Raw genomic sequence first — 26,244 nt, 5'->3', positions numbered from 1 at the left:
CATAAATTTGTCTATTCCCTAATTGTTCTCTTCAACACTTGAATAGTTAAAGTTAAAAATGCTCGAAAGGAGTTCCTATTGACAAACTCTTATGGAGGCACTCAAGATGATCCTGCAAGTTGCACTGGATTTAACCGATATTGAGCAAGCTATGTCCATAGCTGAGAAAGCTGCTCACGGAGGAGCCCATTGGCTTGAAGTTGGAACTCCACTCATCAAGAAGGAGGGTATGAGAGCTGTTGAGCTCATGAAGCGCAGGTTCCCTGATAGAAAGGTCGTGGCAGATCTAAAAACAATGGACACAGGGGCTTTGGAGGTAGAAATGGCCGTAAGGCATGGAGCAGATGTTGTCTCTATTCTTGGGGTTGCAGATGATAAAACAATCAAAGATGCTGTTAAGGTAGCAAAGAGGTATGGAATAAGGGTTATGGTAGATTTAATCGGTGTCAAGGATAAGGTTGCGAGAGCAAAGCAACTTGAGAAGATGGGAGTTGACTATATATTAGTCCATACAGGAATCGATGAGCAAGTTCAAGGGAAATCCCCACTAGAAGACCTAGAAAAAGTTGTAAAAGCTGTAAAAATACCGGTTGCAGTTGCTGGAGGGCTGAACTTAGAGACAATACCAAAAGTCGTTGAGATGGGCGCCACAATTATAATTGTCGGAGGAGCAATAACAAAGGCAAAAGATCCAGAAGAAACCACGAGGAAGATTATAGACCTCTTTTGGGGTGAATACATGCTCACAATCAAAAAGGCTATGAGAGACATAATGGATCACATAAATCATGTAGTAGATGCACTAAAGCTCGAAGAAGTTAGAGGAATGATCGACGCAATGATTGGAGCAAATAAAATCTTTATTTACGGTGCTGGAAGAAGCGGTCTGGTAGGAAAGGCTTTTGCTATGCGCCTGATGCACCTTGACTTTAACGTTTACGTTGTCGGTGAAACAATAACTCCTGCATTTGGAGAAGGGGATTTACTCATAGCAATCAGCGGAAGCGGTGAGACAAAGAGCATAGTAGATGCAGCGGAGATAGCTAAAGACCAAGGAGGAAAAGTAGTAGCTCTAACATCATATAAGAACTCGACTCTAGGAAGAATATCTGATGTAGTTGTCACAATCCCAGGAAGAGCAAAAACAGACGTTCCAACCGATTATATAGCAAGGCAAATGCTCACCGAGTATAAGTGGGTAGCCCCGATGGGGACGCTCTTTGAGGACTCTACAATGATATTCCTCGACGGAATAATAGCTCTCCTCATGGCAACATTCCAAAAGACCGAAAAGGATATGAAGAAAAAGCACGCTACTTTAGAATAGGGGATTTTCATGGAAGTTTCTTTTCCTTTTAACCATATTTTTGTGGGTATTGGAAACAATGGCTCGCTTATAGTTAGGAATATAAATATACCTGAAGCAACGAGAGTTGTTATTGATACTTCCGATTACTTACTCAACAAAAAGGCTTTCATTGATGAAGTTGAGGATTTCTTCAAGAAAGTTGATAAGAATGCTATATTATGGCTGATTTTTGAAAAAAAGCCTATGAACATTGAAATCGCTAAGATAATTGATTTTTACCTTCCAAGTGATGTCATGAGGCTAGCTTATGTGCTCACGCCATACATAGAGCTTGTGAACACTGAAAAGCCTACGTGGGCTGGAACATTTGAGACAGTCTTCTATGACTCCTTGTGGGAAGTTTTGGACGAATACAAGGAGGCCTCTTTAAAGGATGCATTCAATGCGGCAGGTAAGAGGATTGGAGAAATGTTCTCAAAGCTCTACAACTATTTGGAAGCGAACATGTTAGTGAACGTTGACTATGCGGACTTTTTTGCCATGATTAAAGGCGGAAACGTTGGTATATTGAGGCTAATTAATGAAATCGACTTCAACTGGCATTGGGGAATTTGGGAGAGAGGACTGATAAACATACGAGCAGGGAGGAACGTCCCTCTAAGCAACGCCCACAAAATCCTAAACCACTTTCAAGAGATTTTAGAGGAAAAGGACATAATATGGGGCGTTCAGATAGATAACGAGTCAAACGACGACGTGGAAGTGCTAGCTCTGCTAATCAAGAGGTGGTGAAATGAAGGCTGTTTTCTTTGATATCGATGAGACTCTGTTATCTGAGAAGCCCCTAATAATGCTCCTTTTGCCCCAAGTTTACAGTCAGCTCTCAAAAAGGCTCGGCATAACAAAGAAAAAAGCAAGAGATTTATTTTTAAAGGAGATTATTGGCCGGAGAGAGACCTACGAGTGGCATGATTGGAACTTCTTCTTTAAGCTTTTTGGAGTGGATATCACGTATGAGGAGCTTTTAAAAGCCTATCCCCACAAGCTCACAGTTTTTCCTGACGTAAAACCCACGCTTGAATGGCTCAAAAAAGAAGGATACCTTTTGGGAGTGATAACCAGCGGGCCTGAGTATCAAAGGTTAAAGCTTCGCTTAACTAAGCTGTCTAAGTACTTCGACGTTATTGTAACGAGAGAAGATGTAAACACAGTAAAGCCAGATCCAAAAATTTTCTTCTATGCTCTCAAAGAAGCAGGTATTGAGCCAAAAGATGCAGCTATGGTGGGCGACAGCCTACACCAGGATGTTTTTGGAGCTAAAAATGTTGGAATGAAAGGAATTTGGATAAACAGAAATGGGGAAAATGACTACTACTTTTCAGATTACGAGATAAGGACTCTCTACGAGCTGATGAAGATAACGAAAGAAATTTAGGGGTGGTGGGAATGAGACAGATTTTCACTAAGGAAGGCGTCTTTGTCGAATACAACGAGAAAGCGGTTGAAATTAGGGAAGGAGACAAAATAGTCCACAAAAAAGAAAGCCCAACTAAACTCTGGTGGGAGCTCAAAGAAGTCGTGAAAGGCAAGAAAGTCAAAATTGTTGTGTATGACCTCGAAGATTAGCGGTGGTTCAATGAGGATAATCTCTGAGCGTGAAATCAGTGCAGGGGACATAGTGATTTCCCCGCGGCCTATTTGGAAGTGTAGAGCGTGTCCAATGTATGGGAAATCTCCTTCATGCCCCCCTCATACTCCATCTTGGAAGGAAGCAAAGGAGTGGGTAGGACATTTTAAGAAAGCTCTCCTAATCAAGTTCGAAATCGACTATGAGAACTTTGACAGAGAAAAGAGGGATGCCATAAATTATCTCCTCAAAAAGGAAGAAGAATTTTTCAAAGCAGGCTATTACTATGCCTTTGGGCTTTTCCCTGGAAACTGTAACCTATGTGAGGAGTGCAGTTTTCAAAGAAATGGAGAGTGCAGTATGCCCACAAAAGTGAGGCCCTCACTGGATGCCATTGGTATTGAGCTTTTCAAGCTTGTGAAGATTGACTTCAACGAAAGCGTTTTGTATGGGTTGATACTAATTGATTAGCGTGATACTATGAAAGCTTACGTAACTATGCTGGGCCGCTCTACATGGGCAATGATAAACGCTTACTACGCGGTTGTCATGCACAAAAAGTACCATCCTGACGAAATTTACATATTTCTTGAAGATATCTACGTGGACAAGCTTCCTAAAGCTGTTGAAGCCTTAGAGATAATTTCTGAAGCATTTGGATTTAAACCAAAGATAAGTTGGAAGATAATTGAGGAGGCCAATTTTTTGGAGGCAGACAAAAAAATTGGAGAGCTTTTACGAGAGCTAAAATCGAGAGGGTGTGAAATTGCAGTTGAAATAACCTCCGGGAGAAAAGCTTTAGTTGCAGGAGCTCTAATTCATGGCATTCCTTTAAAAGTTGACCATGTATTCTATTTGGCAATTCGAAGCATGGAGTTTGCCAACAGGCCCTACATGATGATCCCGATGCAGATTCAAATTCTCAAGGATTTTATGGAGGATAAGCAATGAGGGAGCTGATAATAGAAAAGCCTGAGCTTCAAATTTTTTTAAATTTAATTCAGAAGAGAGGCATAACCGTTAGCTACCCACTTTACAATATGGACCTTCTAAAAGCTGAGGTCTATGACGACGGCTACAGGATTAAAGTTTTAGCCAGTGAAAAAAATTTCAGAGACTTCCTAAAAGATAGAAAAGAGTTTTTGGAGGAGCTGCCAACATATAGAGACTTTAGGGAGTGTTTTTTGGCCTCAGGCATAATACGCTATGACAACGTTGATGAGTTCTTAGAGCGTTTGGAGCTCTATAAAGGGCTGACAAAAGGAGTTGTCTTCGCTCCTGATACCAATGTGCTATACCATTCATTCATATCAAACTTCAAACCTTTGAAAGGCTATGAAATAATCATCGTGGACCTAGTAAAGAAAGAAATTGAAAATTCAATGAACTTTAAGTACCGACCAGCGGATATAAAAGCATTGAGGAGGGTTTTATACCACGGCGAGCTTTTAAATGAGTTCTATAACAAAAGGAAGATGAAATCAAGAAAGGCTGCATATATAGCCTTGAAAGAATTCGACAAGCTGAAGGATAGGGCTATTGAAGTGGAGTCCGTAAAGGAGGAAGCAAGAACCAACGATGAGCTAATAGTGAAGACTTTAAAGAAATTCGACCAAGAAAACGCACCCCTAACCATACTTTTAACTGCAGACATAGCTATGACAGATATAGCAAAGCTCGAAGGAGTAGAGCACTTTTTGTTTGAATATCCTCATGGAGAGCTCGATGAGCTGTTTGCTGCACCTCATCAGCTTCGCGCCCTGCTATTCAACCTCGCAGCAGTTTTTGGAGTAATTCAAATAAACCGGGCATATCTATTTGGGGAATTTAGAGGGAAGGCCAAGTTAAACGAGCTCAAAATGCTCTTGAGAGGAGAATACGAGGAGATGAAGTTTCACTTAGAAATATGCAGAAAAATAATGGGACTAAAAATTAAAAAATAAATCAAAGCTTAATCTGTATTCCTGTGGATGTAATTTCGTAAGGCACCCATGATAGCACATGCCTCGTCCTCTTCATTCCATAGACCCTCATGTATCTTCTCAAAGTTTTGTCCTCTTCCATGAGCTTAAGCTCTATTATGCCATCAACTATAGCTTTTACCATAGTTTCGACATGTGGTGCCTCAATTCCCGAGTTCATCTCTAATATCCACACCTGCTTGTGCCTATGGGCCAAGTCCTTTAGATCTTCTAAAAACTTATAGATATCTTTAACTTCTGATTCAAAGAATAAGGGAGTTAATGAACTAATAACTCCTGTTATGAACGAAGGGTTTGCATTTTGAACAATTCTAAGGGTTATGTCTTTAATCACACTTATAACTTGTCCCATGTCGGCAACGTTAGTAATAGTTGCCTCCTCAAATGCAAATTTTGGTTTTCCACCGATTCTGCTTGAATAGGCATCTATTATAAAGAGTCTATCATCCACATAGGGTGTAAAGTCCCAACCAAAGTCCAAGCTGTTGCTCAAAAACTCATACTTTGAAACGTCTGTAAGAATTCCAATAACAGGGGCACCGTATATAACCTGATTATACATAAATTGGCTTATAAAAGTAGTTTTTCCCGCTTTAGGATCACCTATGAGAAGAATTACGCTACCTTTGGGTATCCCCCCCGTAATTAACTCATCTATAATACCAGTCGAAACTCGGGTTATATCCTTCTCAATCCTATCTTGGAGGATGTCATCTGGAAACAAAGTTATCACCTGAGATAGCGTTGCTAGTATATTTCTCCACTCGGGTAAACCACGATTCCTGTGTTGGTGATTTCAAAGGGATACTTCCTCATTGAATGCTTCGTTTCACGCATCTTCCTAATAAGGAGATAGCGCTTAAGCTCAATGTTTCTCTCTTGGAGATCCAGCAAGACAAGTCCCCTAGAGATGTACTCCTCAATACCATACCTGCTAATTTTGCCCGCTTGAGGATCAGGAGCCTCTGTCGTTAAAATTGTTGTAACCCCCATTTCGAGAAGAATAGTATTCAATTTAAGGAGAACCTCCCTAATTTGTCTTTCATCCTCAAGTCTAAATGCTAGGGATGGAATCGAATCTATAACCAAACGCTTAGCGTTTATTGACTTGACAACCCTGTAAATGTATCTCAAAAAGTTATCAATATTGAACTTTTCCTCGAGAGCGAACTTTTCTTCAGAGGGCAAACCCACAGCAGAGCTAACCCCATCAATTATTGCTATTAGACCCTTATTTTCTAACGCTTTAAAGTCCCAACCGAAAGATTTAACCTCTCTTCTAATATCTTTAGCTCTCTCTTCAAGTGTAACAAAAACTCCTGGCTCTCCATATTCTTCAGCACCTTTATATATAAACTGAAGGCCAAATGTTGTTTTTCCTGTTCCCGTACCACCGGCAACTAAAACAGTCGTGTTCTCAGGGAACCCCCCTTGAATAAGGTCATCAAAGCCAGGGATTCCACTTTTTATCCTTTTCATCTTATATTCAAGAGTCATCATTACCACCTTACACAATTATCAGCAATAATTTATAAAGAGATTCCAATACTGCATTGTTTAATTCTTTGTGAGTTACACTATTATAAGATTTTTGGATAACCCTTGACCAACTTTTAAAATTTTTATAATGGGGAAAGCTCCATATAGCGAAATCTTCAAGATTCTTTAAAAGTTTCGATAATTAGAATATAAAACAAATACATGTGGAAACAATTTTTAAAAAGAATTTCTAATTTTCTCCTGGTGGTCAAATGTTCAACGTATGTATGCGTGACTGCTACGATACATGCTCTGTAATAAGTCAATTTAAAAATGGAACGCTTACAGTGAGGGGAAATCCCAACCATCCAATTACCCAAGGTTTGCTGTGTCCCAAAGGAGCTCTCCTCCCAAAGTGGTTTCACAGTGAGGAGAGGCTTAAAAGCCCCTTAATACGCACTGGCGGAAGAGGGGAAGGTAAGTTTAGAAGGGCCGATTGGAGTGAAGTCATATCCCTAATAGCTCAAAAGTTGAAAGAAACTATAAAAAAGAATGGGAGTGAAAGCGTCCTTGTTTACCAATATGCTGGAGATAGAGGGGTAGTAAATTACTCATTCCCCCTAAGGCTTTTTCATTATCTAAACGCCAGCTTCATAGATTATGCTATTTGTGATCGGGCTGGGCAGGAGGCTTTGAAAGACGTTTATGGAAGTGCAGTAGGATTTAACCCTGAAGATCTCAAAAATCAGAAATTAATTGTTTACTGGGGAATTAACGCCTTTTGGACAAACCTCCACGGATTTATGTTGACTAAAAGATACGGGCTTGAAAAGTGGGTAGTTGACGTTGTAAAGACAGAGACTGCTAAGCGGAGCGATAAGTTTTTCCAAATAAAGCCCAACACTGATGTTCTGTTCGCACTTTCAATAGCTAAGCTTATAATCGAGAATGAGCTTTATGATAAGGCCTTCGTTGAGAAAAATGTCTATGGGTTTGAGGAATTCAAGAAATACGTGTCACGTCTTGATTTGGACTTTGTAAGTGCAGAAACAGGGATTTCAAAGCATGCGATAGAAGAGTTCGCCTTTAATTACGCTGAGAAAAAGGGTGTAATTCACATAGGCTACGGCTTCCAAAGGAGCCTCAGCGGAGGTGAAGCGGTTAGAGCGATAAGTATTCTTCCAGCCCTCGTCGGCCACAAGTTCGGCTTTATCTATGATATGAAAACCATAGACAAAAGCTATGCTGAAGGGTCTTTCTTAAGAACAAAGCCTATTAGAAGAATTCCGCAGATGGAGCTGGCTGAGCATATAGAAAGTGGGGAGATAAAGTTTCTCTACATCTATAACTCCAATCCTTTAGCTTCTCTACCAAATCAAAACCGTTTGAGGAAGGCTTTAAAAGAGAGCGATGTTTTTGTTGTGGTGCACGACATATTTTTAACTGACACAGCTCTCCATGCGGACATCGTTCTTCCTGCAAATACATTTTTCGAGCGCTTGGACATAGCAGACTCCTATTACCACCCCTACGTTATGCTGAACGAACCGGTTACAAAGCTCTACGGCAAGAGCAACCGTGAAGTAACTACCCTCCTGGCGAAAGCCCTGGAAATAGATAATCCCTATCTCTACGAGAGCGAAGAGCAAGTAATTAGAAAAATCTTAGAGCAAAATGGGTTAAGCTGGGAGGAGCTTAAGGAGAAAGGCTTTGTGAAGGTGCCCGAAAGACAGAGAGAATACAAAACGCCGAGCGGAAGGATTGAATTTTATTCCCAAAGAGCCACTGAGAGGGGATTAAACCCATTCCCTGAATATAAGCCTTTAAAAGGTAAGGGGTTGCAGCTCCTGAGTCCAACGCATAGGATGACCATAACGAGCCAATATCACAACACCTACGGCATAATAGACCCCAACCTGTATATAAACCCAAAAGACGCTAAAGAAAGGGGAATCGAAGATGGGGATTTGGTGGAGGTGTACAATTCAAAAGGGAGCATAAAGACCAGGGCAAAACTCAGTGAGGACGTTCCAAGCGGAGTAGTGCTCCTTTACAAAGCATTTTGGCCGAAACTTTTGGGATGGAACGTGAACTTTTTAACGAGCGACTCAACCGTAGAAGAATACGGCAAAGCCTCGGCATATCACTCAACTTGGGTGGAGGTTAGGAAAGCACAATAGTTTTATGTCATAAGCTTCAACACGTCTAAGGTGAGGCGATGATAGACCCCTTCGGAAAGAAGGCAAAGGAAACACTCGCTGAATTTGAGAGCATGAACAACTTCTTGAGGCTTATTCCAAACTATCTTGACATTGAGGTGGCATTAGATAGAGTTAGATGGGTTAAAGAAGGAAAAATCCCGGAGTATATCCTAAACTTGGACGACTTAAGAGACTTAATGAGCTTCTACGCGCTGCTTGGAGCTTTAGCATTCTCTCCCTATGGTATTGAAATGGAGCTCGTTAAAAAAGCGAACTTGGAAATCTACAGGAGGAAGATTTCTCAAAGTTTTGACTTGGATAACCTAGCTATCCCCATTGTGCTCGCCGGAAAGGATGAAATTCCAAAGGGAGATGCTGTCATATTGGAAAAGCGCTTAGAGGACGCACTCCCCGAGGAAGAAAAGGAAGAGCTGAGACTTAAATACAAAATTCACCTTAAAAATCTGCTCTCCCTAAGCTCAAAAGAGCTCAGTGAGTACTACATTAGAGGAGGCTATGCCTATTTAACAAAAGGGCAGTTGAAGGAGCTTTGGGAAAGTGCTTTTGAGAGAAACCTTGAGAGAGCTGTTAATCTGTTCTACGAGCTTAGAGAAGAACTCCCCTCTTATTATCTTGAGCTTTACAACCGTCTCAGCGAAATTGCTAGAGAGCACTTTAAAGAGCGTTTGGAGAGAATTGGAGGTGAAGCACAGCCTTTGCGCTTTGAGCTCTTCCCACCGTGCGTTAGGATTGCTCTCAGCGGCGTTGGGAGCGGCCTTAGAAACTACGCCATAACCGTGCTCTTAACATCCTTCTTGAGCTATGCGAGGATTTGTCCAAACTCTCAAAGAAGGGATGTTAGAGTTAAAGACTGCATTAAAGATATGAGCATCATAGAGAAAGAGATACTCCCAATCATCATAGAAGCAGGCAATCGCTGCAATCCACCGCTCTTTGAGGACCAGCCAAACGAGATAAAGAACATTTGGTACCATTTGGGCTTCGGGTTTACGATGACTCCAACCCTCGAAGACAGCGGTAGTTCTACATGGTACTTTCCACCGAACTGTTCCAAAATTAGAGCCAATGCCCCAGAGCTATGCAAGCCCGACAAAGATTGCCGCTACATCAAGAACCCGCTAACCTACTACCTGAGGAAGCTCTATATAGAAAGCAAGAAAGCGGAGGGGAAGGAATGAGCGAGCTCTTTAGGGAAGTAAGTAAGAAAGAGAGGAGGCTATACTATTCAAAGGAGTGGAACGCAACAAAGCTACCCAAGTTCTTGGTGGAACACCTTGAGAATCGAGAATTTGGATTTGACCACACTGGAGACGGCCCGAGCGACCGCAAAAATGTTTTCCACGACATTAGAGACTTGGAAGACTACGTTAAAACTACCGCTCCTTACGCTATGTTCTCGAGCGTTGCATTATATGAAGACCCCGCGGGGATGGAGGGCTGGCTTGGGGCAGAGCTCGTTTTTGACATAGACGCTAAGGACTTACCCCTAAAGCGTTGCAACCACGAGAGCGGGAAAGTGTGCCCAATTTGCTTAGAAGATGCTAGAGAGCTTGCCAAGGACACGCTTATAGTCTTGAATGAGGATTTAGGGTTTGAGGATATTCACGTTGTCTACTCCGGAAGGGGCTATCATATAAGAGTTCTTGACGATTGGGCTCTTGATTTGGACTCAAAAGCGAGGGAAAAACTTTTATCATACATATCAGCAGCTCATGAGATAACATTCGACGATTTAAGCTCCAAGAAGATAATACTCTCCTCTGGATACCCGAGGGTGTTCAGGCTGCGCTTTGGCTACTTTATTCTGAGGACGAACTTCAATCATCTTAGGAATATTGGGTTAAATAAAAACCAAATAGCAAGTATCTTGCACAATAAGGAACAAATCTACGAGGGATTTGTCAAAAAAGCAATACTAAGAGCGTTTCCAGGAGGTATTGGATATAGGACGCTTCTCAAACTCTTCGCACTCTCAACGACTTTCTCAAAGGCATACTTCGACGGTAAAGTTACCATAGATGTCAAGAGAATTTTGAGGGTTCCATCATCTCTCCACTCCAGAGTAGGCTTTGTAACTACATATATAGGTTCAAAGGAGGGAGATTTGGAGAAGTTTAACCCATTCAAAAAAGCTGTTCCCAAATTCAGAGCAAAGGAAGTTGAGGAAGCGTATAAGCTCTGGCTTGAATCTTCGGAGGAGGAGTGATGGACTCTGGAAGAGGTAAAATCATCCTTTCCATGATAATATGGGGAAGCGTAGGAATTTTTGCCCGCTTTTCCAAGATGGACGGAATAAGCTTAGCCTTTGTTAGGGTGTTCCTCGGCAGTTTAATATTTGCCTTCATCTACACTCTGAAGAGTCCTATGTGGATTAAAAATGCGTATCTGAGCATTAAGCCAAGAATAAAGCTCGTCTTCTTATTAGGCCTATCCCTTGGTTTAAATTGGATTCTCTTTTTTTCAGCAGTTCTCTACACGGATATCCCCAAAGCTACCCTCATTTATTACCTAGCGCCCATAATTGTAGTTCTCCTCTCAATAGTGTTTTTAAAGGAGCCTATAACACTAAAGAAGTCTGCCCTAGTTTTCACGGCCTTTTTAGGTGCACTGATAATAGCAGGCCAAGAAGAGATTTCCTTCTCAAATAGGGACTTTTTGGGAGTTTTATTTGCCTTAGGTGGGGCATTCTTCTACGCATGCGTTACAATACTTGGGAGATACCTCAGAGATGTTGAGAGCTCTGCCCTAACTTTCTTCCAGCTCCTCTTTGCAACTATTGTTCTGCTCCCAGTGGTTTTAGGTAGGGGTCTAACTTTCTCCTCAAGCTCTTTCTATGCCGCTTCCGTAATAGCCCTAGTTCACACGGTCTTTGCATTGCTAATCTACATGCAGGGGCTTAAGAGCGTTAAGGCCAATGAAGCAGCTTTGCTAAGCTATTTAGATCCCTTAAGCGCCATAGTGTATGCATCTCTAATTTTTGGAGAAATCCCCAGCCTTATGACCATAATCGGCGGCGGGCTGATTTTGCTCGCTTCCCTCTTGGACATACTCCTCCAAAGGCAATAACTTTATTTACATCTTTCGTGTATCCCTATTGGTGATATCATGCGCAAAGCCAGTATTGTATTGATTTTCCTCTTGGTGTTCTCTCTGCTTCCATATTCAAGTGCACAAGGAGATGTTAAAATCTCCAATAATGGCTTTGTACTGGAACAGTGGGAGATAAACAGCAAAAATATCATTGATGCAGGAGATAGGGGCGCTTTAGGGAAGAGCTATCCTCTCTGGGATTGGCTGCTGAGCGAACCATGGCCCGGTTCTCTAGCAACCAAAGAGTATCAGCTGCGGGTAGAAGGAGAAAAAATAATTGGAACAACAGAAGTTGGCGACCTTTTTGTTGAGAAGATTTTTGAGCAACTGGATGAGAATAGGGCAAGGCTCACTGTTAGGTTCACTAACAACGGAAAAGAGACATTTAAAAGTGAGACCAATTGGGACGGCTTTTCTTTGGGCTATGCAATGGCTTGGGCAGGCTATTTAGGAAAACCCGGAGGCGAAAAGCAGATTTGGGTTGATGACGAGCTCCATGTAGATAACAAAAACTGGGTTAGGCTGGGAACTAAACTTAAGGCCTTTGGGCTGGTGGATTTTGAGGAAGATTTGATAGCACTGATTTTTCCGAAAGAGGAAAGCAAAGCTCTTTGGCTCGAGAGCTCGGGCTGGGGAAGCGAAACAAGAGCGGAATTTGCTCCATTAGAGCTAAATCCCGGGGAAAGCAAGACCTATGTATTTGAGATATTTGTTGGGACTATTGAAGACGTAGAGAGCATTTATCCCGAGATTTATAGAGGAATGATAAAATACATCTCAAAGGAGAAGTTTAAGATAATTTTTGAAGTTCCTGATTTTCCAATTGAAGGTGAGAAAATAACCATTAAAATAAGGCTAATACCCAAAGAACCACTCAACGAAACTGCAGAGCTAAAAGCCCAGCTGGTGTGTAGTGAAAAGGGAGTTAGCCAAGTTACAGTTCCAGTTTCGCTTGAAAAAGAAAGTGAAACAACTCTCGAAGGCGCTGTTTCAGGCGTATGCAAAATAAAGGCTACGCTGGAGCTTAAAGATGAGGTTATTTCCTCCGCAGAGAAAGAGGTGTCAGCATTCAAAAAGGAAGGAACACCTTTATATGTGGTCTTTATATGGCATCATCACCAGAGCCCTGGTGTTTGGCCCAATGGAACCCTTCACGGTCCGTGGGCCCTTGTACACACTTATGAAGACGAGCTTTATCCTTACTATCCCGGAGGAGCATACTACTTCCACGCTTACATACTTCAAAAATATCCGCAGATAAAGATGACGTACCATCTTTCCCCCTCACTTCTGTGGCAGTGGAACCTTACTAAAAGCGGCTGGTGTCAGAGCTATCCCCAATACCAATGCTTTACTCCAGACAGCGCAGAGGCAAAACGTGTACAAGAAACCATAGAACTCTACAAGCAGCTCTATGAAAGAGGGCAGATAGACATTTTATCGAGCTACTTTGCCCACCCAATTAGTGGATACATCGCGGAGAAGTACGGGTGGTTTGACCTCTTAGACTATGAGCTCAATTTGGGAATGAAAACGACGGAGGAAGTAATGAACATTAAAACAAATGGAATGTGGCTCCCAGAGATGGCATTTAGTCCTAAGCTGGCATACCTGTTTGACAAATACTCTATAAAATATTTCCCTCTCGATGATAGATGCCATCTGAGGGTTCTCTATCCATATTCCCCCTACCACCTTTATAAGCTTGAAAACTCAAGCACTTTAATCCTCTTTAGAGACCACTCCCTAAGCGACGAGTTTGCATTTAACAACAACTTCAGAAGCGAAGAAGAAGCAAGGGAAAAAGCCAAAGAGATAGTGGAGAAAATTTTGAGCGTTAGAAGCAAAGATCCAAGTGCCGAAGTCGTAACGATAGCAGCTGACGGTGAAAATTGGATTATCTTCTCAAATAATCCTCCCTTAACAGCATTCTACTTTGAGGCTCTCCTTCAATACTTAGAGGAAGCTCAAGAGAAAGGCCTCTTAAAAACAGTAACGTTTAGAGAAGCCACACTAAAGCTCAAGCCCTATCAAAACGTTACCCCCCTAGCGACTTCCTGGCTGTGCTCTTGGGACAAGTGGACAAGAGAGCGCAAAAACCTTCAAGAACCAATGTGGAAGCGTGATGAGAAAGTTTACACACTAATTCAGGAGTATAAAGAAAAATGCAGTAAAAACGAAGTTTACTATAAAGCCCTTTACGGCCTTTCTCAAGCCATGGACAGCGACTTCTACTGGGCTGAGTTCATCTTCGATAAGCACGTCTATGCTTGGCTTAACTGGACAGAAGAAACTGTAAACGCTGGTTTAGCAAAATGCGAAGTCTCGACATCTTCTCCCTTCGAAACGACCACAACAGTTCCAGAAGAAGGCATATGTGGGCCTGTGATGATTTTAGCCATTGCTTTAGTCCCTCTAGTCTTGAGAAGGCGCCTTTAGCCTTTAATATTTTAAGAGAGTCCATAAAAACCGCAGGATATCTTCGAACCTAAAGTGCCCCGTCTCAATGCCGTAAATTCTCTCTACAGGAACTTCCTTTACTCTTGCACCCTTCTTTACCGCTTTTATCAGCACTTCGGTTTCTACCTCATAGCGCTTGCTCTCGATTTGAGGAAGAAACTCCCTTTTTATTGCCCTAAAGCCGCTTTGAGTGTCCTTAACATTTACACCGAGCTTAAGTCTAATAAGCGCGGTACTCAGAAAATTGCTGAGCTTCCTTATAAATGGCCTCTTTCCTTGGGTCTTTATCATTCTAGAGCCTACTACAAAGTCAGCTTTTCCGTCTACAATTGGCTTTAGGAGTTTAATAATCTCCTCAGGTTTGTGCTGGCCGTCCGCATCCATAAAAACCACTATATCCCCCGATACCTCTTCGATGCCAGCACTCATAGCAGCGCCTTTGCCTTGGTTTTCATTTAAGCGGATTACTTTAACACCAAAGCTCCGCGCAACTTCACTCGTCTCATCTCCACTTCCATCATCGACCACAATAACCTCATCCACAAAGTCAGGAATCCTCGAGAGAACTCCCCCAATCCTCTTGGCTTCATTATAGGCGGGAATAATAACGCTAATTTTAAATCCACCCAGCATTTTTCTTCAGCTCCGCTAGGCATTCTGCACAGAAGTAAGGCCTCCTCCTATCCCAATCTTGGATGTTCTTTGGAGGATGCATTATACAACTGTTCTCGCAGTGGTCTAAGCCATAGCTGTGGCCTATTTCGTGAAGTATACCTTTGGCAACTCTATCCACCAAAAGATCGGTATCCTCACTAAAGAACGGCTTTATTGAGAGCACCATGACTTCTTTCTCACCAATTTTTTTATGTATGCCCAAAAACTTCTCATAGTAGCCGAAGTAGGGGTTCCTGTCTATGAGCGGAAAGCTAACAATTCCAATAATCTTGTTAAACTTGAACTTCTTGAGCTCATCGTAGATATTGACGTTTTCTCCAAGCTTTTTTGCTTTTTCTTGAAGATTCTGCTCCCTCTTCCAAACCAAATCCTCCCTCTCTTCGAGGAGCTTTGAGTACAGCGCGTCAATGACTGCCTTTAAAGAATATGCCTTAACTTTGCCGTTTTCAGTCGGGATGGAAATTAAGTAGACTGGGTCAAGGGATATCTTATGAAGGAGAACTAGGTGAGTATCCTCAGAGATATCGTTGAGATTTAAATACTCAGCGACTCTCTCATAAATTCTAAAAATAATCCCATTTCCCATTACCTTTTCATCTCTCACGTTGCTAATGAAAGTTATCCCAATCAGCTCCACGATTTCACCGTTGAGAAATAGCAATGAAGAAGTTATTAAAGTTTCGCAGAAAGGAAGGAGAAATGAAAAATTACAAGTCCCCGTTCAAAGCTTTCTCCCCAAGCTCAAAGCCCTTGTGGAGTGCCCTAAGGTTTATTTGCTCCGTTCCTTTTGGAACAGCATCGAGAATCGCTTTCTCTATTGAATCCTGCTCAACTAAGCCTGTAACCTTTGCCAAAAAGCCCAAAACAAGGATGTTCATAGTTAAGCTTAGCCCAGTTGTTTCTTCAGCTATCTCCGTGAAAGGCAAAGCGTAAACTTTGAGGTTTTTCTCGAGCTCTTTGTTCCTATGGGGAACGAGATCAGCCTCAACCAAAACCACCGCTCCTTCTGCAGCTAATGGTAAATATTTGTCGTAGGCCTCTTGAGAGAGCAGAACCATGTATTTGGGCTTCAAAGCTTTTGGATAATCCACAGGTTCATCGCTTATGACTACTTCTGCTCTACTAGCCCCTCCTCTTGATTCTGGGCCATAAGCTTGTGTCTGCACTGCGTAAAGCCCATCGTAAACGGAAGCGGCTCTTCCCAGTATAACACTTGCTAGTATAACTCCTTGGCCTCCAAAGCCACCTATTAAGACTTCTTGCCTCATTCCTTCCACCCCATTATCTCCTTCGCTCTCCTTTTATAACGCTCATACTCCTCATCTAAGCTTGGCCTGTCCCTGTCCACGAATTCGCCAATGACTATTTTGCCTTCAAGCTCTTCTGGACTCATATTTTTAGCCTTACTTATCGGCACTGTAATCTTTTGATACCACCTTATTAGCTCTGCACCTGTCTTCATCTTATTCCTTCTTCCAAAGCTTATCGGGCACTGACTTAGAAACTCCACCAATGAGAAGCCCTTCTTTTGCAAAGCCTTCTTTATGCTGTTTATTCCTTGCAGGTAGTTAAACACGCTCCATCTTGCCACATAGTTGGCTCCGGCCGCGACTGCAAGGTTTGCAATGTCAAAGGGATTCTCAAAGTTGCCGTATGGGGCGGTGGTTCCTTTTAAGCCCTTAAGAGCGGTAGGAGCAACCTGTCCACCGGTCATTCCATAGGTAAAGTTGTTTATTAAGATAACCGTAACATCTAAGTTACGCCTTATTGCGTGGATAAAGTGGTTTCCACCTATCGCAGCAGCATCACCATCGCCCATAAACGCGATTACCTTTAAATCAGGGTTAGCCATCTTAATTCCCGTGGCAAATGCTAAGGCCCTTCCGTGAGTCGTGTGCAATCCGTCGAAATCAACAAAGCCTGGAACTCTCGCGGAGCAGCCGATTCCGCTCACCCACACTACTTCATCTTTGCTCCATCCCAATTCATCTATGGCCCTAAGGGTGTATTGGAGAACCGCTCCTATACCACATCCCGGGCAAAATATTGTGGGAAGCATATCCTTTCTTAAGTATTTGTCCCTAATATCATAGCTTGACTTAAGATACATGAGCATCACCTCACCGCTCTAACTATATCATCGGGTGTGTGTATCTCCCCACCTATCTTTGGAATTAGCTCAACCTCTGCTTTACCGTTTGCTCCTTCTTTGACAAGGTGGTAGACCTGTCCAAGGTTCATTTCTGGCACGTATATCTTGCCCACCTGCTCCGCTATATCCTCAATCATCTCAAAGTCAAAAGGCCAAACAACGTTGAGCTTTAACAGTCCAGCTTTAATCCCCTCTTTGCGGAGGATTTTAACGGCCCTTATTGCAGAGCGGGCAACAATTCCATAGCTCACTATCGCTACTTCAGCATCTTCAAGGCCGAACGTTTCATATTCGATGATATCATCCTTATTTTTCTCAATTTTGCCTATGATACGGTTAATGAGCTTCTCATGAATCTCCGCCTCAACAGTCTTGGGCCTTCCTCTCTCATCGTGCGTTAGCCCCGTCACATATGCGTGATAGCCTTTGCCGAAGACCGGCATTGGTGGAATTCCGTCGCTGTCCCAGTCTCTGAAAGGATATTTAGCTTCATCCTCATTCCTTGGAAGCTTCCTATAAACGAGCTCAATCTCATCTGGATCTGGTATGTTGACGCGCTCCCTCATGTGTCCAACTTCACCGTCCGTTAGCAAAACAACGGGAGTCCTATACTTTTCAGCCAAGTTAAATGCCCTAATTGTCATATCAAAGGCTTCCTGAACCGTTGCAGGGGTTAAAACAATTATACTGTGATCTCCGTGAGTGCCCCATATAGCCTGCATAACATCGCCCTGAGCTGCTAAAGTGGGCTGTCCTGTTGATGGGCCACTCCTCTGGACATCGACCAAAACCAATGGGGTCTCGGTCATAATTGCATAGCCAAGGTTTTCCATCATCAAGCTAAAGCCTGGACCAGAAGTGGCAGTCATTGCTTTAGCGCCTGCCCATGAAGCGCCAATCACAGCTGCCAAACTTCCAATTTCATCCTCTATTTGTATTGAAACACCGTCTACGAGAGGCATGTAGAGAGCCATTGCCTCAAATATCTCGCTTGCAGGGGTAATTGGATATCCAGCGTAAAACCTGCATCCTGCCAAAATGGCTGCCCTCGCTATGGCCTCATCCCCTTGTATAAAATCGCTCTCTCCAACTGGAAATGGATACTTCATTTTGCTCCCTCCTCATATCCAATTCTAAATGCTTTTAGGTTAACTTCTTCTGTCCCCTTTGGGACTCTTCTCTTTATAGCCTCTTCAACACTTTCTTTTTTCACAACCCCTGTCTTAGCCACTAAATAGCCTAAAGCCACCATATTGACTGTCAAAGCCAAACCAACTTCTTCCTCAGCCAGCCTTGTGAAAGGAGCACCTATAAACTCCCTGTCCGGCTCCACTAAGTCCGTGTCGATTATCAAAAGACCTTCATCTTTCAAACTCTCTTTTGTGCCCCTATAACCAATTTGCGACATTGCCAGAAGGACATCGGCTTTCGTGACTATAACATCGTAAATAGGCTCCTTTGAAATGATGACATCTGCTACAGAGTGCCCTCCTCTGCTTTGGGAGCCATAGTCCTGCGTTTGGATAACGTTTAGACCCTCAATAGCGGCCGCTTCACCCAAAATTACACCAGCTAGTATAACTCCTTGGCCGCCAAAACCGGCAATCCTAATTTGGGTCATTCTCCTCCCCCCAGCTTTTCGATGATTTTGTTGAGCTCTTCTGTGAACTCTGGCCTCTCCCTGCTGATAATTTCGCCAATGACTATTTTGCCTTCAAGCTCTTCTGGACTCATATTTTTAGCCTTACTTATCGGTACGCTGTTCTTTTGGAACCATCTAAGCATCTCAGCGGGAGTTTTCATTCTATTCCTCCTTCCGAACTGGACGGGGCACTGAGAGACGACCTCAACAAGGGAGAAGCCTTTAACCTGGAGAGCCTTCTTTATGCTCTCTATGAGCTGATACACATGAAAAGTCGTCCACCTCGCGACATAAGAAGCTCCAGCAGCAGCTATTGTCTCGCTTATATTGATTGGGTGCTCTATGTTGCCGTATGGACTTGTCGTCGTGTTGGCACCAAAGGGTGTAGTCGGACCCACCTGACCCCCGGTCATACCGTAGATAAAGTTGTTCACCAAAATTACGGTTATGTCTACGTTCCTCCTTGCTGCATGGATGAGGTGGTTTCCTCCAATGCCCGCTAAATCACCATCACCACTAATAACCACTACCTTCTTATCGGGAAGACCAACTTTAACGCCCGTTGCAAAGGCTATTGCTCTTCCATGAGTTGTATGCAAAGTATCAGCTAAGAAATATGGCGAGGCAATCCATGCTGAACAGCCGATTCCGCTCACCATTACCAAGTCCTTGGGATCAATTTTGAGCTGGTCAACTGCATTGGCAAAAGCGTTTAAGACAGTCCCACCACCACAACCCGGACAGAGAGCCGTGGGAAGGGCTTCTTTTCTCAAATATTTGGCCATATCATACTTGGTGTGAATTTTTTCCATACGCATCACCTTTAAATACCCAACGACTAAACCTCACATGAGCTATGATGAATATCTAATCCGCCGAACGGTGACGAGAACGCTCGGCTGAGCTCAATTCCTTTATCTCTTTTAGTATTTCTTGCACCGTTAATGGAACACCGCCAATCTTGTTAACACCCTTTAGCACAACGTCATCGTTGACAAATCTTTGAATTTCTAATATGATCTGACCGAGGTTCATCTCAGGCACTAAAATGGCCCTAACCTGCTTTCCAAGCTCTTTTATGCGCTTCTCTGGGAACGGGTGCATAGTCTTTGGAACGAAGAGACCAACATTAATGCCTTCCTCTCTCGCTTTGAGAACGGCACCAAGCGAAGGTCTTGCACTTACTCCCCAGCTCACCACTAAAATCTCAGCATCCTCAGTGTAATACTCCTCCCACTTTTCTATCTCAGCCCTATGCTTCTCTATCTTATCGTGCAGCCTTCTCACTAAGCGGTTGTGAACCTCAGGAGTGTAAACATCTCTAAGGCCAGTCTCTTTGTGTGTTGAGCCTGTGACGTGTGTGAAGTAGCCCTTCCCAAACAGTGGCATCGGTGGGATTAGATCGCCGTGGACATCACCAAAAGGATACTTAGCTTCTTCCTCATTCTTTGGAAGCTTTCTATAGAGTATTTCGACGTCCTCTGGGTCAGGAAGTCTAATCTGTTCCCTCGTATGTCCTATCACCCCATCGGCCAAAAGGACAACAGGAATTCTAAACTTTTCACTCAAGTTAAATGCCCTAATAGTTTCCCAAAAGCTATCTTCAACGCTCGTAGGTGAGATTGCTATTATTGGGTGATCCCCATGAGTTCCCCATCTTGCTTGGAAGAAATCTCCTTGGGCCCCTTTTGTGGCCTGACCTGTTGATGGACCGCTCCTCTGGACATCCACCAAAACTAGAGGAGTCTCAGTCATTATTGCGAGGCCTAAATTTTCCTGCATTAAGCTGAAGCCGGGGCCGGAAGTGGCGGTCATACTCTTTAACCCTGTCCATGAAGCACCAACAACAGCAGCAATGCTCGCTATCTCATCCTCCATCTGGATGTAGTAACCTTTCACCTTTGGGAGCTCCCTCGCCATAGTCTCTGCTATTTCGCTTGCGGGAGTTATTGGATAACCTGCATAGAACCTACAGCCAGCAAAAAGAGCGCCATAGGCTATGGCTTCATCGCCCTGCATGAAGTAGTTGCCCTTGGGATATAGTTTTTTTAAGAGCTCAATCTGTTCGGGCTCGTCACCACGTATTATCATTAAAATCACCATTTAACCGCTATTGCAAAGTCAGGGCATAAAAGCTCGCACAGCTTACATTTAACACACTTATCAGCTTTAACAGCCACAGGATAGTGGACACCTTTTTCGCTAAGCTCTTGGCTCCATTCAAAAACTGTTCTTGGGCAGAGTTCCAAACAAATACCGCAACCCTTGCATAAAAATGTGTCAACACTTATCTCAACGGCATCAGTTTTTCCTATAACAAGGTATTCTTCCTTTTTGACTTCGACATCTGCCATAATCATCACCTACGATTTGCTAAATCCTTTTACGTATGTAAAACATTTAAAGCTTTCGCCTACCAAAGGTGCACTATTGGGCATTGCCGTGATTTGGATGCTATTTGATAAAAAAGCGTGCATTAGATAAGCTTTTTTGGAAATTTTAGAAAATGAATGAACGTTTTTAAAATTATTTTGTCGTGGTGAAATTGATAGACGTAAAGCAAATATGGGGTTTTAGTTTAGCAAAAAGTTATTTAAATCTTTAACACCTAACTTATGTCGGTGGTCGAACTTGAAAAAGACTTTTGTTATACCACTATTGTTTTTTCTAGCAACCATGATAGTATTGAGTGGATGCATAAGTGGGGGAGAAAAAGAAACCATTGTAATCGGTTCAAAGCCTTTTAATGAGCAGTATATCCTAGCTCATATGATTGCTCTTCTCCTAGAAGAAGAGGGATACGATGTTGATGTAAAAGAAGGCTTGGGAGGAACTTTAGTTAACTATGAAGCCCTGAAGAAGGGTCAGATCCACATGTATGTTGAATACACTGGCACAGCATACAATGTTATTCTTAAACTTCCTCCTCTAGAGAAGTGGGATCCTAATATAGTTTATGAAAAGAGCAAAGAAGAGCTCCTTAAGAGGGATGGAGTTTTAGTTGCTGTAAAGCTCGGTTTTAGGGATGATTATGCAATAGCAGTTAAAAAGAGCTTTGCAGACGAAAAAGGAATTTCAAAGATAAGTGAGCTTGAAGAATACGCTTCCAAAATGACGCTTGGAACAGATCCAGAGTTTGCTTCGAGGCCCGATGGACTGCCGCAAATAAAGAAGGTCTACGGCTTCACATTTGAAGATGTAAAACAAATGGAGCCAACTTTGATGTATGAAGCAATTAAAAACGACCAAGTGGACGCGATAACAGCTTATACAACAGATGCAAGGGTAGATTTATTCAATCTTAAAATATTGGAGGATGATAAAGGAGCTCTGCCTCCCTACGACGCCATAATAATCGTTACGAAAGAGTTCGCAGACAAGCATCCAGAAGTCATGGAAGTTCTCAAAAAGCTTGAGAATAAAATTGACACTGACACCATGAGAAAGCTCAACTACAAGTATGACGTAGAAAAGAAAGACGCTAGAGAAATAGCGAGGGAGTTTTTAATAGAGCAGGGCTTAATTAAGGGATAACCCCTTTTTCTTTTTTGGGGTGGTTTTATGAGGCTCTTTGATAAAATAGAGAAGGTGGAGCTTAACGGCGTCACCAAAAGGTATGGGGATTTTGTGGCAGTTGATCACGTTGATTTAGAGGTAGTTGGTGGGGAATTGCTAATTCTCATTGGGCCAAGTGGTTCCGGAAAGACAACCACTTTAAGGATGATAAATCGGCTGGTTGAACTCGATGAAGGGGAGATTACAATAAACGGGCAGAATATCATGAGTTTCAACCCCATAGAGCTTAGAAGGAACATAGGCTATGCAATCCAGCAAATAGGACTGTTCCCCCATATGACGGTTAGAGGCAATATAGGGCTTTTGGCGAAGCTCGAAGGGTGGAGCGATGAAGAGATTGATAGGCGTGTTAGAGAGCTTTTAGAGCTTGTGGACTTACCCCCAGAGCAGTTTATGAACCGCTATCCGAGACAGCTGAGCGGAGGGCAGCAGCAGAGGGTAGGCTTGGCGAGGGCTTTCATGCTTGACCCACCCCTTCTATTAATGGACGAGCCCTTTGGAGCACTAGACCCGATTTTAAGAAAACAGCTCCAAGAGGAGTTCCTTGAGATTAAAGAAAAGCTCGGCAGGACGATAATCTTCGTAACCCACGACATAGAGGAGGCATTTAAGCTCGGAGACAGAATAGCGGTAATGAAGGATGGAAAATTAATTCAAGTGGGGGCACCTGATGAGCTGGTTCTAAACCCTGCTAATGAGTTTGTCGCAAAGCTCGTGAACGCTGATAAAAAGTTCAAGCACATGGATACACTGAGAGTTGGGGATGTTATGCGGCCAATCGAAGAAAAATACCTGTTTGAGTGGAGCTTAACGGTCAAAGAGGCTATAAATCTCATGACTGAGAGAGGTGTAGAATTTGGGATAGTCGTTGAGAGAGGGGAATATCAAGGTATTATCGAGCTTAAAACCCTCCTGAGGCTAGATGGTGAAAGAAAGCTAGGGGATTCAGCTAGTGAAGCCCTCTCCTTCACTTCCAAAGACAATTTAGCCTCTTCCCTTCAAATCTTGAAGATAGAGAAAGCATCGATAGCCATTGTTGTTGAAAACCATAAACCCATAGGAATGCTCCTCGCAGATGAAGTTCTCTTAAGGCTGATTTGAGGTGTCCAAATGATAAACACGTTTTTAGAAGTTTGGGAAAGCCAAAATTTGGGCGCAAGAACAGTGGAGCACCTCTCCATGTTCGGCATAGCGCTTTTTGTTTCAATCATTTTAGGCGTTTTAATTGGTTTTATCCTCTATAAAAACCCAAAGTTAGCGGACTTGGCCTTCAACTTCCTGAACATCGTCGAAACAATTCCATCTTTAGCACTGTTAGTCCTCCTCCTTCCATTAGCGGGACTAGGAAAAGGGCCCACGATAATAGCTTCAATCCTTTACTCCCTTCTGCCAATAGCGAGGAACACCTACACAGGCTTAACGAGCGTGAGTAAGAGCCATATAGAGGTGGCCCAAGCACTTGGCCTAACTGAGAAGGAGATACTCTTAAAGGTGCGCTTTCCTTTAGCGCTTCCTCTAATTGCTGCAGGAATAAGGATAGCGATAGTCTTCACGATGGGCGTTGTAACTTTAGGAGGACTTATAGCGGCAGGAGGCCTTGGAGCCCCAATTCAAACAGGGATTCACCTCTATGATAAAAACATCATCTTGGTTTCCAGCCTCTGGGTGGGCTTTCTGGCAATAGCCTTGGACGGGCTTGCGGCATTAATAGAGAAAAAACTCGAGGCGAGGTTCCATGGTAGCCATTGAGAACATTTTGGGCGCTACTTGGGAGCACCTAATCCTTACTTACTCCGCACTCTTCATAAGCATAGGGGTAGGGATTCCTTTAGCCTTAATCTCTCTCCGCAGCAGAAAGATTGCCTCCTTTATCATAGCATTTGCAAACCTCGTTCAAGCAATTCCAAGCCTAGCTGTGGTTGCGATAGTGGTGCCTCTCCTCGGGATAGGCTTTACTCCAGCGGTTTTCGCCATTTTCCTTAGAGCGCTCCTTCCGATAGTCAAAAACACATACATCGGCCTTTCTAAGGTCGATGAGTCCATGATTGACGCCGCTAAAGGTTTAGGATTGACGGAATGGCAAATAATACGGCACATTCGCTTCCCACATGCGTATCCAGCAATGTTTGCGGGAATTAAATTTGCAGCGATTTTAGCAAACAGCATCGCGATACTAACAGCCATAATTGGGAGCGGCGGCTTGGGGAGCCTTGTTTTTGAAGGTTTGGCGAGCTTCAACATGGACAAAATTTTAGCTGGAGCTTTACCCGCTATAGTCCTTGCAATACTTATAGACGTATCTTTCACAGTAATAGAAAGAAAAATAACGCCAGAGGCTTTAAAATAGTCACCAGGTCAAGAGCTGCCAGTCCAAGAGGCCTTCGCTCACAATGTAGCGCCACTCATCCATGCATCCATGCTCAATATTCTCAAGATATCTTAAGTCCTGCGTGTTTGAAAAGTTCCTTATAGCTTTTGCCACAGCTTTGTCGCACTCACCGCAGTTGTGGGGGCCTCTCTTAGAGCCAGCGCCCACAGGGTCGCTTAAAATCCTTAAGTGTGGGTAGGTCTTTTTGGCCCACTTTAAAACTTCCACAGCACTCCACAGCCACGGCGGCCTGTATTCGCCCTTCTCCCAGAGCCTTTCGTAAGTGGTTCCTTTTTGAATGTTCATAATGTTAATCGAGAAGGTGTCAGTGTATGGAGCGGCTTGCCTTATGGTCTCTTTGGCATCCTCTATAGCATGGCGCTCGCTCAAAAAGCTCGACTTGAGGAGGACATAAGTTTTGACCTTCGCTCCTGCTTCGTGTATTATTTCACTTGCCCTAACAAACTGCTCAAAGGTGTTGCCCTTGTTTATGCTCACATCGGCCACGTCATCATTTGCCGTCTCCAAGCCCAAGGCAACTTCAAAGTGCTTGCCTTTAACAATCTCCGCCAACTCACTAACGGCCTCATATCTAACGAGCTCGGAGCGCGTCTCCACGACGATTTCCTTTACATTCTCCATCTCTGCCAGAAGCTTAAACATCTCCCTCCTAGCCCAAGGTTTAACTTCACCGTCGTCTAAGAAGCTTCCCGAGGTGAAAATCCTCACCGCAAATCTTCCCTCTTTCCCTTCTATCTTCTTGAGGGCTTTTTTGAGGTAATCAATAAGCTCCTCTTGGCTCCATGGAATTTTCGGCGCTTCGCTTGGATAAGAGCACATGTAGCACGCTTGGCCTATTTTATAGCGGTAGCACCCAGTGGTGGGCAAAATAATATAAAGCGTGACCCCTTTTTCTCCCGCAACGTTGTCTTCAGCTGTCCAAAACGTCATTCTCTCACCTAAGGCAAAATGAGATGCGGAGTTTTTAAGCTTGTTGGGCACTAAGTTATTATAGGAGAGAGGATATAATCTAACTGGGTGTTTGTATGACATTAAGCCAAGCAAAAACTTATGGTGGTATCGGAGCAATTCTTTCACTCGTAGGAGGTGCAATACCAAGAGTAGGCGGGGTATTGAGCCTATTTGGTTTTGTGTTAATTCTGCTAGCAGTGAAAGGTATCTCCGAAGAAGTAAACGATGAATCAATATTCAAAAAATACTTAATGTCCTTTATTCTAAAAATTGGGGCCTTTATTGTCTTAATCGTTGTAGTTGTAGCAGCGATAGGAGGGACAATCTTAACAAAGGGCGGGATGGAAGCATTCGAAAGAGAGGTTGAGAGTTTCCATGAGATTAGTGCGATAATTGGAGGCATACTCATTGGCATCTTAATCGCTTGGGTTGTATTCACCATAGGGGCGTATTATCTGAAGGAAAGCTACAAATTGATTGCGATGCACACAGGAGTTGGCATCTTCAAAACCACCGGACTTCTCTATTTCATAGGAGCAATCCTTCTAATAGTCTTTGGTCTTGGAGCACTGCTCCTTTTCGTAGCCAAAGTGTTGGAGATAGTCGCATACTTCTCTCTTCCGGAGGAGATTCCCTCCAAAGAAGTTCCTGTGGCGATTTAAATTTTTTCCCATCTTTTCTTTTTGGCAC

At 43.1% G+C, this 26,244-nt stretch carries 29 protein-coding genes; 17 read left to right on the top strand and 12 right to left on the bottom strand.

The features are described from left to right. The first annotated feature begins 106 nt into the window (after positions 1 to 106). Genes hxlAB through PAP_RS05670 form a run of 7 tightly spaced genes read left to right on the top strand, consistent with a single transcriptional unit; the run spans position 107 to position 4,879 of the window. The gene (gene hxlAB / locus PAP_RS05700; protein WP_048165967.1) at positions 107 to 1,327 is read left to right on the top strand and encodes a bifunctional 3-hexulose-6-phosphate synthase/6-phospho-3-hexuloisomerase; all 1,221 of its coding nucleotides are present in this window, start codon (positions 107 to 109) and stop codon (positions 1,325 to 1,327) included. 9 nt (positions 1,328 to 1,336) lie between these two features. Beyond that, positions 1,337 to 2,101 carry an FtsZ/tubulin family protein gene (locus PAP_RS05695; protein ID WP_048165095.1) on the top strand — a complete coding sequence of 255 codons (765 nt, stop codon included), beginning with the start codon at positions 1,337 to 1,339 and terminating at the stop codon, positions 2,099 to 2,101. A 1-nt stretch (position 2,102) separates the two neighbouring features. Continuing rightward, a complete protein-coding gene (locus tag PAP_RS05690) occupies positions 2,103 to 2,744 on the top strand; it encodes an HAD family hydrolase (RefSeq protein WP_048165094.1) in 642 nt (213 codons plus the stop codon). Positions 2,745 to 2,755: 11 nt separating this feature from the next. Next, complete coding sequence (locus tag PAP_RS05685) at positions 2,756 to 2,935, top strand: hypothetical protein (RefSeq protein ID WP_048165093.1); 180 nt, start codon at positions 2,756 to 2,758, stop codon at positions 2,933 to 2,935. Positions 2,936 to 2,945: 10 nt separating this feature from the next. Continuing rightward, positions 2,946 to 3,407, top strand: coding sequence for a DUF2284 domain-containing protein (locus tag PAP_RS05680; RefSeq protein ID WP_048165092.1), 462 nt, complete (start codon positions 2,946 to 2,948; stop codon positions 3,405 to 3,407). Positions 3,408 to 3,416: 9 nt separating this feature from the next. Then, positions 3,417 to 3,887, top strand: coding sequence for a hypothetical protein (locus tag PAP_RS05675; protein ID WP_048165091.1), 471 nt, complete (start codon positions 3,417 to 3,419; stop codon positions 3,885 to 3,887). Further along, positions 3,884 to 4,879 carry a PIN domain-containing protein gene (locus PAP_RS05670; protein ID WP_048165090.1) on the top strand — a complete coding sequence of 332 codons (996 nt, stop codon included), beginning with the start codon at positions 3,884 to 3,886 and terminating at the stop codon, positions 4,877 to 4,879. The genes PAP_RS05675 and PAP_RS05670 overlap by 4 nt, the downstream gene beginning before the upstream one ends. Position 4,880: 1 nt before the next feature. On the opposite strand, the gene PAP_RS05665 is transcribed toward PAP_RS05670, so the two are convergent. Together PAP_RS05665 and PAP_RS05660 are read right to left on the bottom strand one after the other, a co-directional pair. Then, the gene (locus PAP_RS05665; protein ID WP_394296789.1) at positions 4,881 to 5,648 is read right to left on the bottom strand and encodes an RAD55 family ATPase; all 768 of its coding nucleotides are present in this window, start codon (positions 5,646 to 5,648) and stop codon (positions 4,881 to 4,883) included. 17 nt (positions 5,649 to 5,665) lie between these two features. Beyond that, complete coding sequence (locus PAP_RS05660; protein ID WP_048165088.1) at positions 5,666 to 6,415, bottom strand: ATPase domain-containing protein; 750 nt, start codon at positions 6,413 to 6,415, stop codon at positions 5,666 to 5,668. A 254-nt stretch (positions 6,416 to 6,669) separates the two neighbouring features. On the opposite strand from PAP_RS05660, the gene PAP_RS05655 reads away from it, so the two are divergent. Genes PAP_RS05655 through PAP_RS05635 form a run of 5 tightly spaced genes read left to right on the top strand, consistent with a single transcriptional unit; the run spans position 6,670 to position 14,148 of the window. Then, positions 6,670 to 8,577 carry a molybdopterin-dependent oxidoreductase gene (locus tag PAP_RS05655; RefSeq protein ID WP_236626971.1) on the top strand — a complete coding sequence of 636 codons (1,908 nt, stop codon included), beginning with the start codon at positions 6,670 to 6,672 and terminating at the stop codon, positions 8,575 to 8,577. A gap of 38 nt (positions 8,578 to 8,615) precedes the next feature. Continuing rightward, positions 8,616 to 9,797 carry a DNA primase large subunit PriL gene (gene priL, locus PAP_RS05650; protein ID WP_048165087.1) on the top strand — a complete coding sequence of 394 codons (1,182 nt, stop codon included), beginning with the start codon at positions 8,616 to 8,618 and terminating at the stop codon, positions 9,795 to 9,797. Continuing rightward, positions 9,794 to 10,825, top strand: coding sequence for a DNA primase catalytic subunit PriS (gene priS, locus PAP_RS05645; RefSeq protein ID WP_048165086.1), 1,032 nt, complete (start codon positions 9,794 to 9,796; stop codon positions 10,823 to 10,825). The genes priL and priS overlap by 4 nt, the downstream gene beginning before the upstream one ends. Continuing rightward, a complete protein-coding gene (locus PAP_RS05640) occupies positions 10,825 to 11,685 on the top strand; it encodes a DMT family transporter (protein WP_048165085.1) in 861 nt (286 codons plus the stop codon). Before priS ends, PAP_RS05640 begins: the two co-directional genes overlap by 1 nt. A gap of 39 nt (positions 11,686 to 11,724) precedes the next feature. After that, positions 11,725 to 14,148, top strand: a complete 2,424-nt coding sequence (locus tag PAP_RS05635) for a CGP-CTERM sorting domain-containing protein (RefSeq protein WP_048165084.1) — start codon at positions 11,725 to 11,727, stop codon at positions 14,146 to 14,148. Between the two features lie 3 nt (positions 14,149 to 14,151). Here the strand turns inward: PAP_RS05635 and PAP_RS05630 are convergent, their stop codons facing one another. The 9 genes from PAP_RS05630 to PAP_RS05590 all read right to left on the bottom strand — a co-directional run bounded on the left by PAP_RS05630 (position 14,152) and on the right by PAP_RS05590 (position 20,992). Continuing rightward, on the bottom strand, positions 14,152 to 14,802 hold the full coding sequence (locus PAP_RS05630) for a glycosyltransferase family 2 protein (RefSeq protein ID WP_048165083.1): 651 nt from the start codon (positions 14,800 to 14,802) through the stop codon (positions 14,152 to 14,154). After that, on the bottom strand, positions 14,786 to 15,481 hold the full coding sequence (locus PAP_RS05625) for a hypothetical protein (RefSeq protein WP_052649086.1): 696 nt from the start codon (positions 15,479 to 15,481) through the stop codon (positions 14,786 to 14,788). Before PAP_RS05625 ends, PAP_RS05630 begins: the two co-directional genes overlap by 17 nt. 70 nt (positions 15,482 to 15,551) lie before the next feature. Next, on the bottom strand, positions 15,552 to 16,112 hold the full coding sequence (locus PAP_RS05620) for a 2-oxoacid:ferredoxin oxidoreductase subunit gamma (RefSeq protein ID WP_048165082.1): 561 nt from the start codon (positions 16,110 to 16,112) through the stop codon (positions 15,552 to 15,554). After that, the gene (locus PAP_RS05615; RefSeq protein ID WP_048165964.1) at positions 16,109 to 16,954 is read right to left on the bottom strand and encodes a 2-oxoacid:ferredoxin oxidoreductase subunit beta; all 846 of its coding nucleotides are present in this window, start codon (positions 16,952 to 16,954) and stop codon (positions 16,109 to 16,111) included. Before PAP_RS05615 ends, PAP_RS05620 begins: the two co-directional genes overlap by 4 nt. A 5-nt stretch (positions 16,955 to 16,959) precedes the next feature. Continuing rightward, positions 16,960 to 18,105 (bottom strand): 2-oxoacid:acceptor oxidoreductase subunit alpha, encoded by a 1,146-nt coding sequence (locus PAP_RS05610; protein WP_048165081.1) that lies wholly within the window; start codon positions 18,103 to 18,105, stop codon positions 16,960 to 16,962. Beyond that, entirely contained in the window at positions 18,102 to 18,617 is a 516-nt protein-coding gene (locus PAP_RS05605; protein WP_048165080.1) for a 2-oxoacid:ferredoxin oxidoreductase subunit gamma, read from the bottom strand. The genes PAP_RS05610 and PAP_RS05605 overlap by 4 nt, the downstream gene beginning before the upstream one ends. Further along, positions 18,614 to 19,450: a 2-oxoacid:ferredoxin oxidoreductase subunit beta gene (locus PAP_RS05600; protein WP_048165079.1), complete on the bottom strand. Its 837-nt coding sequence runs from the start codon at positions 19,448 to 19,450 to the stop codon at positions 18,614 to 18,616. The genes PAP_RS05605 and PAP_RS05600 overlap by 4 nt, the downstream gene beginning before the upstream one ends. Positions 19,451 to 19,505: 55 nt before the next feature. Then, on the bottom strand, positions 19,506 to 20,729 hold the full coding sequence (locus PAP_RS05595; RefSeq protein ID WP_048165078.1) for a 2-oxoacid:acceptor oxidoreductase subunit alpha: 1,224 nt from the start codon (positions 20,727 to 20,729) through the stop codon (positions 19,506 to 19,508). Positions 20,730 to 20,734: 5 nt separating this feature from the next. Beyond that, positions 20,735 to 20,992, bottom strand: coding sequence for a 2-oxoglutarate ferredoxin oxidoreductase subunit delta (locus tag PAP_RS05590; protein ID WP_048165077.1), 258 nt, complete (start codon positions 20,990 to 20,992; stop codon positions 20,735 to 20,737). Between the two features lie 415 nt (positions 20,993 to 21,407). Here PAP_RS05590 and PAP_RS05585 point away from each other — a divergent pair, with 415 nt between their 5' ends. The 4 genes from PAP_RS05585 to PAP_RS05570 are packed head-to-tail and all read left to right on the top strand — an operon-like array spanning position 21,408 to position 24,561. Continuing rightward, positions 21,408 to 22,172: a glycine betaine ABC transporter substrate-binding protein gene (locus tag PAP_RS05585; protein ID WP_236626970.1), complete on the top strand. Its 765-nt coding sequence runs from the start codon at positions 21,408 to 21,410 to the stop codon at positions 22,170 to 22,172. Positions 22,173 to 22,199: 27 nt separating this feature from the next. After that, positions 22,200 to 23,315, top strand: a complete 1,116-nt coding sequence (locus PAP_RS10230) for an ABC transporter ATP-binding protein (RefSeq protein WP_048165075.1) — start codon at positions 22,200 to 22,202, stop codon at positions 23,313 to 23,315. Between the two features lie 9 nt (positions 23,316 to 23,324). Further along, positions 23,325 to 23,963 carry an ABC transporter permease gene (locus PAP_RS10225; RefSeq protein ID WP_048165074.1) on the top strand — a complete coding sequence of 213 codons (639 nt, stop codon included), beginning with the start codon at positions 23,325 to 23,327 and terminating at the stop codon, positions 23,961 to 23,963. Beyond that, on the top strand, positions 23,950 to 24,561 hold the full coding sequence (locus PAP_RS05570) for an ABC transporter permease (RefSeq protein WP_048165073.1): 612 nt from the start codon (positions 23,950 to 23,952) through the stop codon (positions 24,559 to 24,561). The genes PAP_RS10225 and PAP_RS05570 overlap by 14 nt, the downstream gene beginning before the upstream one ends. On the opposite strand, the gene PAP_RS05565 is transcribed toward PAP_RS05570, so the two are convergent. Beyond that, entirely contained in the window at positions 24,562 to 25,533 is a 972-nt protein-coding gene (locus PAP_RS05565) for an archaeosine biosynthesis radical SAM protein RaSEA (protein WP_048165072.1), read from the bottom strand. It lies immediately after the preceding gene. Positions 25,534 to 25,628: 95 nt separating this feature from the next. Between PAP_RS05565 and PAP_RS05560 the strand changes: the two genes are divergently transcribed. Then, positions 25,629 to 26,216 carry a DUF996 domain-containing protein gene (locus tag PAP_RS05560; protein WP_048165071.1) on the top strand — a complete coding sequence of 196 codons (588 nt, stop codon included), beginning with the start codon at positions 25,629 to 25,631 and terminating at the stop codon, positions 26,214 to 26,216. Positions 26,217 to 26,244: the final 28 nt, after the last annotated feature.

Source organism: Palaeococcus pacificus DY20341 (assembly GCF_000725425.1).
In the GTDB taxonomy this organism is placed as follows: domain Archaea; phylum Methanobacteriota_B; class Thermococci; order Thermococcales; family Thermococcaceae; genus Palaeococcus; species Palaeococcus pacificus.
The sequence above is the reverse complement of the archived record's forward strand: the minus strand, read 5'-3'. Positions and strand labels throughout refer to the sequence as shown.